This is a genomic window from Sporosarcina sp. NCCP-2222, from assembly GCF_023168145.1.
In the GTDB taxonomy this organism is placed as follows: domain Bacteria; phylum Bacillota; class Bacilli; order Bacillales_A; family Planococcaceae; genus Sporosarcina.
This window is the reverse complement of the sequence record NZ_BQYK01000005.1, coordinates 144045-160036: the sequence shown is the minus strand read 5'-3', so window position 1 is coordinate 160036 and position 15992 is coordinate 144045. Positions and strand designations below refer to the sequence as shown.

Below are 15992 nucleotides of genomic sequence, written 5' to 3'. Positions count from 1 at the left end.
CTGAACGCCAGAACCCTGATCTGAACGCCAGAATATCGGGACGAGCGCCAGAACCCTGGTCTGAACGCCAGAATATCGGGACGAACGCCAGAATCATGGGCTGAACGCCAGAATATCGGGACGAACGCCAGAACCCTGGTCTGAACGCCAGAATATCGGGATGAACGCCAGAACCCTGGTCTGAACGCCAGAATATCGGGACGAACGCCAGAACCCTGGTCTGAACGCCAGAACCCTGGTCTGAACGCCAGAATATCGGGACGAACGCCAGAACCCTGGTCTGAACGCCAGAATATCGGGCTGAACGCCAATAACACAGGCCAAACGCCAATACCTCCGGCCGAACACCAATAAATCGAGCCGAAAAGTTGAAAAAAGAGAAGTTAATTCCTCACGAATTCAATCTTTCCAAAATCCGTCTTTTGCGGTACAGCATCTTCCCGGTTTCCGCGAGATCCTGCAAGGCAGCGCGATTTGTGAAGGCGCCGAAGACAAGTCCTGCAATAGGAATCATTTGAAACAGCTTCTTCCAGCCGAATTGATCTCGATACGAAAATACGACTTCGCGCCATCCTTGCAATTCTGAAAGGACTTCCCGCTTCATCTCCTCTTGCGAATCAAATTGGGAGAGTTGCGCCAAGATAGCTTCCTTTCCGACGATGTCAGCGGCAATGAATTGCATGCATTTCACGACAAAAATACGTTCCTCTTTGTCATTCGGATCAAAACCGTAACAAATGGCGATGTCCTGCAAGGTTTTGATTTGCAGTCCAAGCAAGAGCGGGATATCGATGGATAATGTAAAGATGCCGCCAACCCCTGTGCTTGCCCCTTGAAGCGTAGCTAGCTTTTTTCTATTTACCGTAATTTTGTCTACCGCCTCATCCATCGTTGCGATAGGTAAATGCTTTACCTGTTCCAGTGTAGCCACGGACTGATTCGGAAAGTAAGAAGGGAGCTTTGAAACGGAGCTTAAATAGCTGCCTCCGGTTTGAATATATTGACCGAGTTCGTCTAGAAGCGTTCCGATTTTGGATTGAATGAAAGCGGGTGTCCATTTATCCAATAGTTTAAACGGGAGCCTGCCGAGCTTCTCCCAAAACCATAAATCCTTCTGATCCTTTTCCCAGTCCTCAACCTTGCCTAACTCTTTCGTTAACCACTCTTGTGATTCCGTCATTGCGCACTCCTCCGATTTGTATGGATAATAGTAATACGTATTTACTTTCGTAAAGGTTCATTTCCATGTAAAAGAGGGCAAAGAAGAGTAAATAAAAGGACGCCATGTGTAAATTAATGTTATAGTTAGCAAGTGAATTTTATTGTAAGGCGGGTGAACAGCATGATTGAAGTGAAAACATCTACGATAAGTGATGGAGAATTTAACAGGGGAGTATTCGCGACTTGTGATATTAAAAAAGGGACTTTGTTGCATGAAGCTCCTGTAATTGCTTATCCTAACGACCAACATCAACACATTGAACAAACGATTCTGGCTGATTATGCTTTTGAATATGGCATTAATCATACCGCAATCCTGCTTGGTTACGGAATGCTTTTCAATCATTCCTATCAGCCGAATGCGACGTATGAGATTCGATTTGACAAGCATACGTTTGATTTTTTTGCGTATACGGATATTAGAGCGGGCGAAGAGATTTTGATTAATTACAACGGTGACGAAGAAGATCAAGAAAAACTTTGGTTTGACAAGGAGTAGGCTGGTGTTCTGAATGAATGCCAACTACTTCGATGTAAAGCCTCTTTATGAAAAAACGTCAACTTCATTGTAAAAGTTGACGTTTTTCTCTGTCTTGCTGTATTAGTACTGTACACCGTGCCGAGTGTGCGTTTTAAATGCTTCCGCATTCGGTTCAAAATAATCCTCATTATAGTATGCGACAAATTTATCTTTTTCAATGTACCCCGCGCCCCATGTGGGATCCATAGTCAGCCATTCGCCATCTACCTTCACTTCTACCCAGGCGTGGCGGGAATAATTAAAACCGGCTCCTGCTGTCCCTGCCACATAACGTGCTTCCATGCCGCCTGCTCGCAGCAGGGCAATAGCAAGATACGTGTAATCTTGGCAAATCCCCGTTTGCAATTCGAGTACTTTCAATGCACTATCATCCCACTCAAAGTCGCTATTCTTCAACTTATCTACATCATAGGCTATGGATTTGGCCGTATACTCATAAACTGCTTTGGCTTTTTCTCGCTCTGTCATTGAATTCTTCATCAGCTCATTGGCAATTGAAATGATTTTCGGAGAATCAGATTGAACCCCACGAGATGGCAATAAATCACGTTGATCCTTTGCAGTATTGGTTACGGAGAATTGAGCTACATTATAATAATAAAACCTGTCGCTCTTCTTTTCTTTTATTTCCGGAACACTTACCGTTACTTCGTATGTTCCTGGACCGAATCGTAAATAGAATTCGTCATCAAATTGATAGTGTTCGACTGGAATCACCTCGAGTGCCTCTTCGCCATCCTTTTTCGTTGAAATGTAAAGATGCGTTGTTTCTTTTGCAAATGGAGCATCTTTATCGATGGTTCCCTTTATTCGATATGTCAAATCGGTTTCTTCACCACCATAAGCAGGAGATATTAGATGGACCCCACGTTCTTCATAGGTGGTCATATAAATGATGGGCTCTGACACAAGGTCTGACTCGTTATCGATATATAGGACGGTACCATCCTGGTAATAGTTATCTCTTTCCTTGTCCGGAACATAGACTTTTAATTTGTGTACGCCTTTTCCATAAAATAGAGGAATATCATACGAGAATTCACCATTTTTAATGGGGATGATATGTTTCCAAGTTTGTGTGTCCTTAGTGAGTTCTATCATAAGTAGATTTTTATCGTCGTTCGTTGGATCAATTGTTCCTGTAAGTGTAAAAACTTTATTGCCCTTCATGTATCCACTATCCGGATCTTTTATCTTCAACCCGGCTTCTTGAGCAAAGGGAGTAAACGTCATGTCTCGTTGTATCTTTGGATTTACGTTGAACACTTTGAAGTCTGCTAGGTCATAGTAGTAATTAGATTGAGTTTTACTTGGAAGGAGTACAGTTACTCGATATTCACCTTCTCCATTAAAGAGTACCGCCTCTTGTTTGAATGTCCCATTTGTTATTGGTGTAAAGAATTCTTGGTAGGTGTCTGTAATGGAATCTCCCGAAAACTGAATCTTAATCCATACATAGTGTTCTTGTAATTGATCATGCTGTTCTACAGTTCCTTCAATCGTGACAAATTCATTGACTGCAAAGTTAGTATGAGTGGGTTCTGCTAACGTCGCACCCACTTCTTCGGCATAACTTGTCAATTCCAAAGGTGAGGATTCAAGTTCTGTATTTTTCTTTGTCACCGCAGCCTCAAATTCATTTTCCTTCTCTTTTTCCTGCTCTTTCTGTTGCTCAGCTGTTGGTTGCGTATCCTTTTCAGGAGGTGCAGACTCCTTCGAGCATGCCCCTAGTAAAAGTAAAAAAAGGAGTGAGATAAGCCAACCGCGAGCTTGGCGTTTAGACATTGGATTCCTCCTATGACATATTTAGATAGACACAGTATATCAGTAGTTTCAAATTAATTCTCCGATTACCTAGTTTGGTGTCTGAAAAAGATAAACATTTGAAAAGAGGAAAAGCTCACAATTCACAAATTATTCAAATGTAAGCGTTTGAGTTTGAATGAATTGTGAACTCCTTCACAAGGGCATTTATTTTCGAAGAAAAGGGTGTATGATGAAGATAGTAAGAGACATTGACAACAGGTATCCATGAAACGCAAATAACTATACTCTAAAAGGAGCGAACTATCATGTGGGTTATCACATTGTTCGAGCAGAAAAGCGTACGGATTTATGAATATGCACAAAAAGTAGAAGCGATCCAAGCCATGAAGCATTTTGGCAGAAATGCCATCTTGTCTTACACAAACTAAACCGATCGAGCCGCAACGAATGTAGTTGCGGTTTTTTTATATAATGAAAAACAGTAAGATCCTCTTTCGTAGTCGGCATAAGTTTCTTTCAAGAAGGATAGTTATATAAGGATAGCTGCCAAAAGAGAGGACTCGGAATTTCTGTTATAATGAGCCCGATACATAAGCTAATCAGTTCTTTGCAGTTCGGAGGGATTTAATGATTTTTTTACGAAACCGGCTTCTAGGGTACGGCGTGGACCCGGCTTGGGCTGACCTGCTCGCTGCGGTTCTCCTTGTATTAATTGTTACACTGCTTTGTATTCTGGCCAATATCATATCAAAACAGGTCGTCATCCGATTGATCACCCACTTTGTGAGAAAGAATAAATTCCGTTGGGACAATGTGCTGTTGGAGCGGAAGGTGTTCCATAAGCTGTCTCATTTCGTTCCTGCCATCATTGTGTATTATTTTGCGTCCGCCTTTCCAACCTATCAGAAGGTAATTGAAACATTGGCGATCACCTATATGATGGTTGTGGCGTTCAGCGTAATTAATCGTTTGCTAAGTGTCTTTAACGATATTTATCAAACGTATGAGATTTCAAAATCCAAGCCGATTAAAGGCTATGTTCAAGTAGCAAAAATTATTGTGATCATTATTGGAACCATTTTGGTCATTGCCAATCTGGTGGGAGAAAGCCCGGTAATTCTGCTAAGCGGGATCGGGGCGCTGTCGGCTGTATTCATGTTAGTGTTCAAAGATTCCTTGTTAGGGCTAGTGGCGGGCGTTCAGTTATCCGCGACGGATATGGTCCGGGTCGGGGATTGGATTGAAATGCCGAAGTACGGGGCCGATGGGGATGTCATTGATATCTCATTGAATACGGTGATGGTGCGGAATTTTGACCGGACGGTAACGATGATTCCGAGCTATGCGCTTATTTCGGATTCCTTCATCAACTGGAGGGGGATGCAAGAATCCGGGGGCAGACGCATTAAACGTGCATTGTACATCGATACATCCAGCATCATGTTTTGCACGGATGAAATGATTGAGCACTACAAAGGCATCCATTTCTTGAAGGATTATCTCGTAGTGCGTGAAACCGAAATCAAGGAATACAATCGGCTCAATCAAGTTGACCGCAGCAACCGAGTCAATGGGAGAGCGTTGACGAATATTGGTGTGTTCCGTGAATACATCCAGCAATATCTCCGGCGGCATCCAGGTATCCATCAGGAAATGACATTAATGGTCCGTCAGCTCGCACCGGGAGAGAATGGGCTGCCGATTGAAATTTATGCGTTTGCGAACAGCACCCAATGGACGTATTATGAAACGGTGCAAGCCGATATTTTCGATCACTTATTTGCCGTCGCCGGTGAATTTGGATTGCGCGTCTTCCAAAACCCGACAGGCAGCGATTTCAAATGGCTTCCAGAGCGGGCAGAAAAATTGGAACTGAAGTCGGATGTAGAATAAGATTTTTTATCAAAAGCTTTTGGAGTCCTCTCCATGAGCCACTCGATTCCTATTAGTCTAGTAAGTGTTTGTTTTGTCGGATTCGGGCGAGGCATCGTCTTTCCGCTCATAATGACAAAGTACCTGTTCCCTTAGCGACCGGGTGATTTTAATTGTATCGAGTATGATATACATCGGGCAATTTTTATCTCCGGTTGTACTGGATTTCAATGGGAGAATGGCGGGCATTCCGTCCATCCGTTTCCAGTATAGTGTTATCGGTAAGTCTTATCGACTCTGTTGTCCTGAGACGCCATCTTCATAGAGAACATCGACCTTTCCTTATTGAGGAGAGGTTTTTCTATGGAAACACTCTCCTTTCATTGGTAAACTACTAGCATATTAGACGACATGCTGACGTTTTTCAAGGGGGTTGGGGATTATTTCTACAAAGATGACACAAATGTTAACGGGGATTGGCTGCTTGCTTCCTATATTTGCGATAGGCTTCTCCATATACGCATTCATAAAAGGATTTGGCTTTATCGGATTTCTTCTTTCTGTATTTATCTTTTTTATTGGACTCGGATTCCTAGGACATTCGAAGACAGTAGAGGATCGTAATATAGCAAAACAAAAGGAAACTCTTCTTTCATTAAATAGAGAAATCGCAGATGTGGAAAAGGTGCCAACGATTATTTCATCTGATGTATTGACTAGACTTTCTATAGATAATGAACACAAGCAGATCTATATATGGATTGCAGAAGATGACAACGGAAAACCGTTGGACAAACCAAAGATCGGGATGCGGTATAGGTTACTCACTTATTTATTCTCGGATCTTATAGCGGTGGCTGTAGTGGAAAATCGTTCAGTCGAAATGTCCACATGCAAATCTGTGAAAGAGCCTTTGCATACATTCATTGCGAAGCTTCCTCCCATTGAGATGAGTGAAGGTCAAAAAAATCATGTAAAACTTATGGAATTGGTTATTCAACTAGCAGATGAAAAGTATCCATTCATCCCAATCCATTTTTTCAATGAACCTTACAATCCACTATCCAAGAAATTGCCTAGATACAATGTGCTATTAAAAGACATGCACTTGTGGTATTCGGATTTGGAGGGAATTATTAATATTAATCAAAGCGGCACGCCTGCTGGACAGCAAGCGTCAGGGAGAGAAGCTAGTATCTTGCTTAAGAATTTGTTTAAAGAAGCACCAAGTATCCCGGTCGAGAAAGAACGCAAGCCGCAGCCGATGGCAAGAGTGCCGCTAAAGAAAGAGCTGGAGCTGAAGGAAGAAGCAAGTGTTCATCTAAAGAAAGAGTCGGCGCCGCATAAAGTGGCAAGTGAACCGCGTATGAGACAGCCGGAACCAATCGAAACGGTAAGTGTCCCGAAAGAGCCGGAGCCTCGAAAAATGGCAATGAACCGACTTGAGAAAGAGTTGGTACCACAGGCAAGGGCAAGTGCCCCTCGTAAGAGAGAGAGGGATTTGCAGGAAGTAGATATCCCTCTTAAGAAGGAGCTGGATTCTCAAGAAATCAAAAAGGTAGAGCCACTTCAAGAACCTGTGAAACGAGAAGAAACGGTTCAAACGAAAGCTATGGGACCAACAACACCATCTGTGAAGACAGAAGAACCAGAAGAAACAAAAGAAGTAGCAGAGTTATCCTATTTCGAACGGATTGTTGCCGAGAACCGAAGACAATTGCGGGGAGACCCGGGCAAGAGAAAGTGATGCTGGTTGGAAACTTCATTCACAACTCCATGGCGGAAGGCATAAAGTAAGGCATCATTGAAAATTGGGTGGGAAGCTCGAATGGTGACCAACACACAAATGCAAAGTCCACGAATTGTCGCATTCGCACGGGGAGATGTCAACGGGGATAGAATTCCCGACAACGTCTACATTACTGGGGTGCCCGAGAGCAATGCCGCGATCATACGGCAACTGACTCTGATCATCCAGGATGGGGCGACCGGGTATCTATATAGGATGCCTCTAAAGGAAGATTTGGGGTATGACCCGTCATTGTTTTTAGGAGATTTTACCGGTGATGGGGTGGATGATATTTTCATTACCATTCAGTCGGGCGGCAGCGGAGCCACGACTTTTGACTATATCTATTCCTTCATTTCAAACATGCCCCGTCTGTTGTTTGATTCAGACGTGGTTAATTCGCAGTACCAGTACGAGGTAACATATCAAGATCAGTACAAAGTGGAAGTCATCAGCCACTTCAATAAAACCAAATATCTTATCGATTTGTCCTTGCGAGATCCGGAATATTTGAATGAAATCTATGATGCGAATGGTAAGTTGAAGATGCCAATCAGTGGCTGGGTGGATCCACTCAGTGGCTTATATCCAATCGACTTTGATGGAAACGGCGTCTACGAGCTTTATGCCTTTCAAAAGATAGCAGGACGCTACCATGCGGATGGTCTCGGATATATCCAAAATACATTGAAATGGAACGGCCAACAATTTGGGCTCCAAGATCAGTCCTTGGCTATTTATGGTTCGTCAATGTAGAGCAAGCAATGCCCCCTCTCGAGGGGGTTTTTGTGTACCATGGAAAGCAAGTTCACAGCATTTAGTTGGCAGAATTGCTAGACTAGTTATAGTACAAGCAAGGGGGAGAACGATATGGTAGAAACATTGAACTGTAGTAAAGTCATTTATGCCTTTAGTAAGGAACACGAGCCAGTCATCCGAGTGAAGCCGGGAACGACCGTGGAGATCGAGACCTACGACTGTTTCCAAAATCAAGTCCAAACCGCGGATACAAAAATTGGGGGAATCGACTGGGACGCCATTAATCCGGCGACAGGGCCAATACATATTGAGGGTGCCATGCCAGGGGATCTGCTAAAGGTGACAATTGAAAAATTGGAGATTGGAGAGCAAGGCGTCATGGCGACTGGCCCTGAGTTAGGGGTAATGGGACATCGACTGGAAGAGCTGGTTTCAAAAATCATTCCGATCCAAGATGGCAAAGCCCATTTCAATGAAAAGCTCGCGCTCCCGCTCAATCCAATGATTGGCGTCATTGGTGTGGCACCAGAAGCGGAGGCTATTTCTTGCGGCACTCCAGGGCGACACGGAGGCAATATGGATACGAAGCTCATTACAGAAGGGGCAACCCTCTATTTCCCGGTATTTGTGGAAGGCGCATTGTTTGCGCTAGGGGACTTCCATGCCGCCATGGGAGATGGAGAAATCGGGGTATCCGGAATCGAAGTGCCAGGCAAAGCAACCGTGACACTCGATGTTGTGAAAGGCCATACGATTGCCCACCCATTGTTAGTGAACGATGAAGGATTCACCTTCCTCGTGTCCGCGAAGACACTAGACGAAGCAGTGAAAGTGGCCGTGGAGGAGACGGCAGATTTCTTGGCAGCCCGCATCGACCTTAGCCTCGCCGAATTGACGATGCTGCTCAGCGCCGTCGGCCAAGTCCAAGTGAGCCAAGTCGTCGATCCTCTTCTGACCGTCCGCTTTTTCGTCCCGCATCAGGTGCTGGAGGCGTATGGGGTGAGATTATTTGAGAATGAATGAGTGTACTGGCAGGCGTTAGTGAGAAGTGGCGGGTGCTAGTTGTGGATTTACTGGCGTGCGATTTGATATTCTGGCGTTCATTTCGGTAATCTGGCGTTCGTTTTGATATTCTGGCGTTCGTTTTGGTAATCTGGCGTTCGTTTTGATAATCTGGCGTTCACTTTGATATACTGGCGTTCGCTCCATGAGAATTAACAGGTGTTCACTCGAACTGACCGTCAATCATTTCGTTTCTATTTAAACTAGTAAATGAACAATAGCAATTAACACAACACCTCTTGGTCTTTAATATGCCAAGAGGTTCTTTTTATGATCCACTCTTATTGGTAACTATTATCTTTAAATCAAACTATTTTATTAGGCAGTTTTGTGAAAAATGATACAAAAGCTACATATTCCATAAGAAAACCACTGATTTCTGGAGATTAGTTCCTCTTTTTTTATCGGTAGACATGTGGAAACTCTTGTATGTTGCAGGGAAACAGAACACTGACTATGATTGCAGTCCTATCTAGTTCAAAACTATTGTTGCATAATTTTGACATTAGAGAGTCTACATGATATTTATGAAGGTAACTATATAAAATTTGAAACTAGGATTAGTTTGTTAAAGAGAAGGATGTCTTGCACAATGAAAGTGCCACTTCTGGAAGACTGTTACATCCGTTACGTTCGATGAATGACCACCATAGGTTAGTGGCAGAAAGAATAGACGGCATGAAAAAGCAAAACCTGTTAGCTGAGAACATGACGTACACAATAGGGAGATCACATTATGAAAAAAAGGCATGTTTTTTGTTCGGCAATATTGATTCTTTTATTAGGGGCGTGTACAGGAATGAAGGAAGAAGAGAAAAATACGAACAGTGCGGCAGAAAAAGAGACGGGTGCCCAGACGGATGTTGTGACGTCTGAGCATGAGGCGGTACAGGACCACTATACTAGGACGTTCCTCGTTTCGGATCAGGAAAAGGAAGATGGGTTTTACGAGATGAGGACGTGGACGGATGCTTATTCCGTTTGGATTCCGGTGTCCGCGACATTGGATGAGACATATTACATGAAACGTGACGATGGGTGGGAGCAGTTTCTTTATTCCTGGATTGACGAGAAGGCCAACATTTCGTATGGCGTGCAAGGTCAATTTGAGGATGGAGAGGGAACGGAGTCTGGTTTAAGGCAGTTGACGAGGTATATGAAGTTTGAAGGGGAATATGAGAAATCGGAAGACGATGATCATAGGTATTATTTCGGAAAAGCTGTTACGGAGGTCGGCGGGAAAGATGGCAAGGAGAAGGTTCCTGTCTATTCCTATTTGGCTTTCATCGAGGACAAAGAAAGTGAAAAGACGTTGTCCCTCATCTATGAACACAATTGCAGTGATTGGACCAATACCTGTAAGGCCGATACGAAAGAAATTGAGGATCACTTTTGGAAGATTGTCAAATCCGTTACGTTTGATAAATAATTTTCGACCGGGAAAGGGGTGGTAGGTGATGGCGGAGAAGGATGAACAGCGGGAGGTTCTGGATTCTGAGATTCTCAAAGCTCGAATTACTAAATTGGAATATGGAGAAAAGGATAAGGACGGAAAATTTATTCCGATTTCTGAGGAGGATATTCGAAGGATCTATATTGAGGAAACGGGCCAAGAACCGCCCAAAACCATCAATTTGTATTATTCGGATGGCATCATGAACTGTAAATCCAGAGACAGTGGCTTCGATGGAACGGTTATTCACTTTTATGATCCGGACAAAGGGATTAATCAAAGTTATACCATCACCAGGGGTTCGGAAGGTTCTGAGATTGGCGGCCGTTCCGACGGCAAGCCGATGGACTGGAGCTATAATGGCATTGGTATTTTTACGGGAAAGGTGAATGATCAGCTGCAGGATGCAATGGAATTTGAGGAATGGGCGAACAAGGAGATCAATCAATTTGTAGATAAGCAAAGCGGGAAAAAGGAGATCCCCTCTTTGAAGAAGTATGGACTCGGCCATTCCCTGGGCGGCAATCATATTCAGATGATGTTGTTGCTTGGTGTCCCGTTTGACAATGTTGTCGTCATGAACGATGCGGCACCTACTGTGTACCAGCTGGCAGCCAATGATCCTGCATTTTTTAAAGAGATACGCGCAGAGTTCGGGTTGAAAGGGTTTAGGATTGAGGATCTGTACGACTTGGACCCAAAGAAACTACAAGATTTCGCACTGGAACATTACAAAGACATGGGCCAGAAAATCCACCATGTCACATCTGAAGAAGATGCTCTTTATCCCCTTAATCTCACAAGAGGCTTCATCCGCCTCGGCACCGAAGATATCATCGATACGAATCCTGACTTGGCCAGCCTTCATGATGTGCTAGGCAGGATACCCGATAAATCACTGCAGTCCCTCCAAAAATATCTTGCAAAAGCTGCCCCCTATTACGAGGAGGCAGGGATGGATGGTCTCTTTCATTTTGCCACAGGAATTGACAACAAATTTTTAGAGAACTTGAGTCTGTTATTGACCGGTGATCCGGAAGTAGAGCTAAAACTTGATTTGAAAAATATCGCCAAATATTGGTTAGGTGATCGAAATAAAAAGATGGTAGTCCGAGCTGCCGCTTTTGAAGAAATAAAAGCCCATCTACCCGTGATCCAAGAGAGACTGGAAGAATTGGTGAAACAACTGCCAGTCCTTATTACCATTGCAGATTCTATGAGTGGTGAAGAAGGGAAAAGGATTTCTGACTATTTACGCAGAGTCCAAGAAAAGTCGGAGAATATCCTAAAGCTGATTGCTGTGATCAATGAAGCTGATCTCTCTTCATTGCGAGGTTTCATTACAGCTTGGAAAGCATTGAAAGCTTTGATTAGCCAGCTGCAAGGGTTAGCGGAAGATATGTATCTATTATGGGAAACAGGCAAGGACCTGATCAATGCACTAGGAGGTTCCTTCGAAGCCCATGGCCTGGAAGCGTTGATCAATGGCTTGGCCGATCCATCGCGACAATATGCCGGCAAGGATCTCATCATGACAGCAGGTGGTGGAGGAGCCGAGAAAATTGAAATCAATATTTCTTCTGCCAGCCGGCTATATCGTATGGGAATTACGAATTACGAGGAGAAAAGGTTGTTGCTGACACAGATCCAACGCACCTTTGTTGAACGGTTTGAGCAGCCGTTCGAATGGAGAAAGCGTGATTTGATGAATAAAATCAGTGAGATGGAGTCCAATCCTCATGCCTACTCCTACCTTCTCGGCAGCAGTGACCGTGAAATGGTCAGCATCTCGGTTAATGAAAAAATTCCGCCCATGCCTCCCGGAATCGTCAATGACATTGATGGGATTCAGAGTTTTTTCATGGAGGATATAGAAAAGGGCAGACGCCTTTTTGATAATATGAAAAATGCAATCCTCGAGTTCTTCTCGGAAGATGAACTTGTGGCGGCCATTTTTGAACTAAGCTGATAGGGAGGGTACCATGGGACAAATTTATATGGATTTTAAGTTTTTAGAGGATGAGGACATGATTCCGAGCGGTGAAGCGATCAATGCATTGCTGGATCAAATGAGCGCCTTATCAACACAACTTAAAATGCAAGTCGAGGAAGAGCTGAACTATGCGAAAGGGGAGATTGTGGAGACATCCATTCGGGAAGTCACCTCTCAAATGACGAATCAGATTCTGGCCATTCATTTTCAACAAATGTCTGTCGCCAATTCTACTCTCCAGTATGACATGGTGTATAACGCGATGGGGACGCAGCCAATTACGATTACGTATAGGATTCGAAAACCTGACGAGATCGGTATTTAATAGATTTAGGAAATGGAGCGGGATTCTTCGGTATTTTGATGCCAAGATGAAAGCTACCGAATAATTCACGTCAACATTAAGATCGTATGTAGTACATTTTTTCGCATATATTAACGTAGTTAATGAAGTATAGATCAATACTATATTTATGGATAACTTAATCCACGCTTGGACGTACCTCTACAATGTCAATTATCATATTGTCTAGTCGGTGCTCGGGAATTCATTCCAGAGAGGTTCATGCATTTAGGTTTACCAGTTAACTCAACATAAAGTATGCTACCCCAGCCTATTTTCAGGCGGGGTATTTTTGTGCCTAGTAGTAGAGGGTTAGTTTATCTATAGGAGCACCTTTAGAAAAAACGAAAGGGAGAATCGGGAGGCTGTAAATGCAGTGGAGAGTTGATTTTATAGTGAAAAATGTTGAATCGTTTAAAGTTCCCTTGAGGAAAGGTTGGCACAGACATAAGTTCTATACATATTAAGAATAAAATGGAGCAACCTAGGATAAAAGGAGGGATTAAATTGAAAAAGGAAAAAGGCGTTTTCGCGCTTGCCTCTATTTTTTTATCTGCGGGGCTTCTAGTTGGTTGTAATGGTGTCGATGAAAATGAACCGGATCCGACGGAAGAACCGTCCGAACAAAGACAAGACGAAAATAATAATCAGTAAGCAGTCGCACCGTTTCGGCGGTGCTTTTTTGTGTCAGGCAGGGTGCTGAATAATTCAGCACCCTTTATTTTCGTTATCTCACAGAGACGTCATTTTCCGTGAAACGACTGGGAAAAAGGAGGACGAAATATAATTCCAGATGGTGAAAATACATAGGCATGGAGGCTGACTTAGCTCGTGAAGCCTAATCTAGGGGCGGGAGAAGTTGTCGACTTTACGAAAAGTAAGGAAAATCACTAAAAGGCATTACTTTTTAGAAGTGAGAACAAGTAAATGAGACTTGCCAATGGCGGTGCAGGGGATGTCTTGAGCCTTGCAGATCATCCTGAGGAGTATAGAACAGGGATTCAATCATATTACGATTGTGAGATCAAAGGTTCTTCGACGACATCCTCCATTCGAAACTCATAAAAGATCTAAAGTAATATGTGTCAACACGGACATTTCTAAACGTGATAGAGAAATGGTATTGAAATAATGTAAGTATGTACTTGCATTCATTGAGATTTAAAGTATAATTCTGTTTAAGAGGGAGGTATTCCATGAAGCTTGTCACATTTGAAACAAATAATGATACTACCGCTTTGTTTGGTGTAGTTATTGCAAATAATTTTGTTGTCGCCTTTTCAACCATCATGTCAAAGACAGGAAAAGACATCACCATTCTTGATGATGCTAACCAATATGTAACACACCTGCCTGAGAGCGAGGTATATGCAAAGGAATTATACGATTATGCAAGCGAGCATATCGATTCATTTACAGACAGAGAGATGCCGGAACTTAAGGATGTACGATTACGGCCACCTATCTCGAAGGTACCTGCTCTTCTGGACTTCGGCTTATCCCCTAGGCATTTGCAAAATGCAGCAAAGAATCTGTTGCACAGAGAAGTTAAATGGCCTTTAAATAAGATCATCAATTTTGCTCTTCATCGACGCTTGCAGCGAGAGTATACAACGCCAAATTTTCGTTACTATAAAGGCAATCACAATGCCATCATTGGCGATGGGGACACCATTCATTGGCCATCCTACACATCCTATTTAGACATCGAACCAGAGCTTGGTATCGTAGTAGGGGCCGGAAGTTCAATTGCAGGTTATGTCATCTTTAATGATTGCTCTGCACGAGACGTTCAATTACCTGACTTCTTGGGATTAACAGGACCAGGAAAGTGCAAAGATTTCACTGCCAGCAATGGTATTGGGCCTTTCCTGGTAACCCCGGAGGAAGTAGGCAATCCATTAAATTTAAAAGTTGAAGTCCGGATTGGGGACCGATTCAAATGGAAGGGAAGTACATCAGAATATACAGCGAAGCCAGAAGATGTTCTTCAAGCGATTCATTCTATCTTTAGGCCACTGCCAGGCACAATTATAGGAATGGGAACAATTCCTGATTGTTGTTCAATTGAAACAGAGGAATGGTTATTGCCTTCAGAACGTATTGAAATTTCCATCGAAAAGTTAGGGTCGCTTGTTCAATTTACACCGAACACGTTAGAGAGCAAGGAGATCTGCAGATGGGCGAAAAGAGCAGATTTAAACTTATATGTATCGCCCATAGGAGGAGTTAAAGTTGACCATGAAATTGCCCTTTTCAAAGGGAACGCCACAATGTGAACTGACCGTATTGAATGCCGGCTTTTATAAGGCATCCTTACATATGCTGAAAAAGAAGTTTCCAAAGAAAAAGATTTGGGGACCTGCTCTGTTTTTTCTCATTAAACATCCCAAGCAAGGATATTTTTTATTTGATACTGGCTATTCGACACGATTTCTCGATGTCACCCATGCCTTTCCCTATCGCATATTACGATTTGCTACACCAGTGCAAATATCAAAAAAAGATAATGCCGTGGAACAGTTGCGGGCCATGAATATCAATCCTGCCGAAGTCCAAATTATTTTATCTCATATGCATGTGGACCATGTTGGAGGTATCCATGACTTTCCTACTTCAAGAATTATTGTGAGTAAGAAGGAATGGGACTTTACACGTCAGTCTTCATTACGTTTGTTTAAGAATTTTTATATAAAGGAGTTATTCGATGGAATTGATCCTGAACAGTTACAACTAATTGATTTTAATGGCAAAACCTCATACGGACCATTCCCTAATGCAGTTGATTTGTTTCAGGATGGGTCAATGATCTTGGTCCCTCTGCCTGGCCATGCTGTCGGTCAGATGGGATTACTTGTAAACAGTTTGAAGGGAAAAAGATATTTTCTTATTGCAGACTCAGTATACGTTCGCCAGAATTTCAGAGAAAACCTTGGGGGGAGTTGGATTAGTAAGTTTGCACATTATAATAATCAGGAATATAAAAGTCTATTTCCCCTGTTGCAGCAAATAGAAGAGGATAATTTGGATATAGTCATGCTTCCCTCGCATGATCCTGAAATTTATCATAGGTATGTACATGAAAAAAAGGCATGAGAATATTACCTAAGGAAACGTGATGTCCCTCGCATTTAAAGTAGCATGCCCTTTATGAGCGGTTGAAGCATTTAGAATTTACTAGATTTATCTTAT

Annotated in this window: 15 protein-coding genes; 12 read left to right on the top strand and 3 right to left on the bottom strand. The window is 42.9% G+C overall.

Annotated elements, in window-relative coordinates; all coding sequences use genetic code 11:
• Both NCCP2222_RS12620 and NCCP2222_RS12615 read right to left on the bottom strand, forming a co-directional pair.
• A partial coding sequence (locus tag NCCP2222_RS12620) for a hypothetical protein (RefSeq protein WP_248512706.1) occupies nt 1-317 on the bottom strand: 317 nt, incomplete at its 3' end.
• Between the two features lie 74 nt (nt 318-391).
• Nucleotides 392-1180, bottom strand: coding sequence for an EcsC family protein (locus tag NCCP2222_RS12615; protein ID WP_248512705.1), 789 nt, complete (start codon nt 1178-1180; stop codon nt 392-394).
• 162 nt (nt 1181-1342) lie between these two features.
• On the opposite strand from NCCP2222_RS12615, the gene NCCP2222_RS12610 reads away from it, so the two are divergent.
• Nucleotides 1343-1720: an SET domain-containing protein gene (locus NCCP2222_RS12610; RefSeq protein WP_248512704.1), complete on the top strand. Its 378-nt coding sequence runs from the start codon at nt 1343-1345 to the stop codon at nt 1718-1720.
• A 102-nt stretch (nt 1721-1822) separates the two neighbouring features.
• Here NCCP2222_RS12610 and NCCP2222_RS12605 read toward each other — a convergent pair whose 3' ends face one another.
• Nucleotides 1823-3547 carry a transglutaminase domain-containing protein gene (locus NCCP2222_RS12605; protein WP_248512703.1) on the bottom strand — a complete coding sequence of 575 codons (1725 nt, stop codon included), beginning with the start codon at nt 3545-3547 and terminating at the stop codon, nt 1823-1825.
• Nucleotides 3548-3834: 287 nt separating this feature from the next.
• Between NCCP2222_RS12605 and NCCP2222_RS20745 the strand changes: the two genes are divergently transcribed.
• From NCCP2222_RS20745 to NCCP2222_RS12555, 11 genes are all read left to right on the top strand, one after another.
• On the top strand, nt 3835-3957 hold the full coding sequence (locus NCCP2222_RS20745; protein ID WP_269135950.1) for a hypothetical protein: 123 nt from the start codon (nt 3835-3837) through the stop codon (nt 3955-3957).
• A gap of 199 nt (nt 3958-4156) precedes the next feature.
• The gene (locus tag NCCP2222_RS12600; RefSeq protein WP_248512702.1) at nt 4157-5422 is read left to right on the top strand and encodes a mechanosensitive ion channel family protein; all 1266 of its coding nucleotides are present in this window, start codon (nt 4157-4159) and stop codon (nt 5420-5422) included.
• A 412-nt stretch (nt 5423-5834) separates the two neighbouring features.
• Nucleotides 5835-7148, top strand: a complete 1314-nt coding sequence (locus NCCP2222_RS12595; protein ID WP_248512701.1) for a hypothetical protein — start codon at nt 5835-5837, stop codon at nt 7146-7148.
• Nucleotides 7149-7229: 81 nt separating this feature from the next.
• On the top strand, nt 7230-7946 hold the full coding sequence (locus NCCP2222_RS12590; protein WP_248512700.1) for a VCBS repeat-containing protein: 717 nt from the start codon (nt 7230-7232) through the stop codon (nt 7944-7946).
• Nucleotides 7947-8060: 114 nt separating this feature from the next.
• A complete protein-coding gene (locus NCCP2222_RS12585) occupies nt 8061-8972 on the top strand; it encodes an acetamidase/formamidase family protein (RefSeq protein ID WP_248512699.1) in 912 nt (303 codons plus the stop codon).
• 775 nt (nt 8973-9747) lie between these two features.
• Complete coding sequence (locus tag NCCP2222_RS12580) at nt 9748-10440, top strand: hypothetical protein (RefSeq protein WP_248512698.1); 693 nt, start codon at nt 9748-9750, stop codon at nt 10438-10440.
• 28 nt (nt 10441-10468) lie between these two features.
• Nucleotides 10469-12433, top strand: a complete 1965-nt coding sequence (locus NCCP2222_RS12575; protein ID WP_248512697.1) for a DUF6792 domain-containing protein — start codon at nt 10469-10471, stop codon at nt 12431-12433.
• A gap of 13 nt (nt 12434-12446) precedes the next feature.
• Complete coding sequence (locus NCCP2222_RS12570; protein ID WP_248512696.1) at nt 12447-12782, top strand: hypothetical protein; 336 nt, start codon at nt 12447-12449, stop codon at nt 12780-12782.
• A 525-nt stretch (nt 12783-13307) separates the two neighbouring features.
• A complete protein-coding gene (locus NCCP2222_RS12565) occupies nt 13308-13454 on the top strand; it encodes a hypothetical protein (protein WP_207963825.1) in 147 nt (48 codons plus the stop codon).
• A 542-nt stretch (nt 13455-13996) separates the two neighbouring features.
• Complete coding sequence (locus NCCP2222_RS12560; RefSeq protein ID WP_248512695.1) at nt 13997-15079, top strand: fumarylacetoacetate hydrolase family protein; 1083 nt, start codon at nt 13997-13999, stop codon at nt 15077-15079.
• On the top strand, nt 15042-15896 hold the full coding sequence (locus tag NCCP2222_RS12555; RefSeq protein WP_248512861.1) for an MBL fold metallo-hydrolase: 855 nt from the start codon (nt 15042-15044) through the stop codon (nt 15894-15896). The genes NCCP2222_RS12560 and NCCP2222_RS12555 overlap by 38 nt, the downstream gene beginning before the upstream one ends.
• Nucleotides 15897-15992 lie beyond the last annotated feature (96 nt).

Bases quoted from the DNA above. Each gene is read 5' to 3' on its own strand.
- NCCP2222_RS12575 (WP_248512697.1), top strand. From the start codon at position 10,469: ATGGCGGAGAAGGATGAACAGCGGGAGGTTCTGGATTCTGAGATTCTC.
- NCCP2222_RS20745 (WP_269135950.1), top strand. From the start codon at position 3,835: ATGTGGGTTATCACATTGTTCGAGCAGAAAAGCGTACGGATTTATGAA.
- NCCP2222_RS12580 (WP_248512698.1), top strand. From the start codon at position 9,748: ATGAAAAAAAGGCATGTTTTTTGTTCGGCAATATTGATTCTTTTATTA.
- NCCP2222_RS12585 (WP_248512699.1), top strand. From the start codon at position 8,061: ATGGTAGAAACATTGAACTGTAGTAAAGTCATTTATGCCTTTAGTAAG.
- NCCP2222_RS12570 (WP_248512696.1), top strand. From the start codon at position 12,447: ATGGGACAAATTTATATGGATTTTAAGTTTTTAGAGGATGAGGACATG.
- NCCP2222_RS12615 (WP_248512705.1), bottom strand. From the start codon at position 1,180: ATGACGGAATCACAAGAGTGGTTAACGAAAGAGTTAGGCAAGGTTGAG.
- NCCP2222_RS12590 (WP_248512700.1), top strand. From the start codon at position 7,230: ATGGTGACCAACACACAAATGCAAAGTCCACGAATTGTCGCATTCGCA.
- NCCP2222_RS12555 (WP_248512861.1), top strand. From the start codon at position 15,042: ATGAAATTGCCCTTTTCAAAGGGAACGCCACAATGTGAACTGACCGTA.
- NCCP2222_RS12600 (WP_248512702.1), top strand. From the start codon at position 4,157: ATGATTTTTTTACGAAACCGGCTTCTAGGGTACGGCGTGGACCCGGCT.
- NCCP2222_RS12610 (WP_248512704.1), top strand. From the start codon at position 1,343: ATGATTGAAGTGAAAACATCTACGATAAGTGATGGAGAATTTAACAGG.
- NCCP2222_RS12605 (WP_248512703.1), bottom strand. From the start codon at position 3,547: ATGTCTAAACGCCAAGCTCGCGGTTGGCTTATCTCACTCCTTTTTTTA.
- NCCP2222_RS12560 (WP_248512695.1), top strand. From the start codon at position 13,997: ATGAAGCTTGTCACATTTGAAACAAATAATGATACTACCGCTTTGTTT.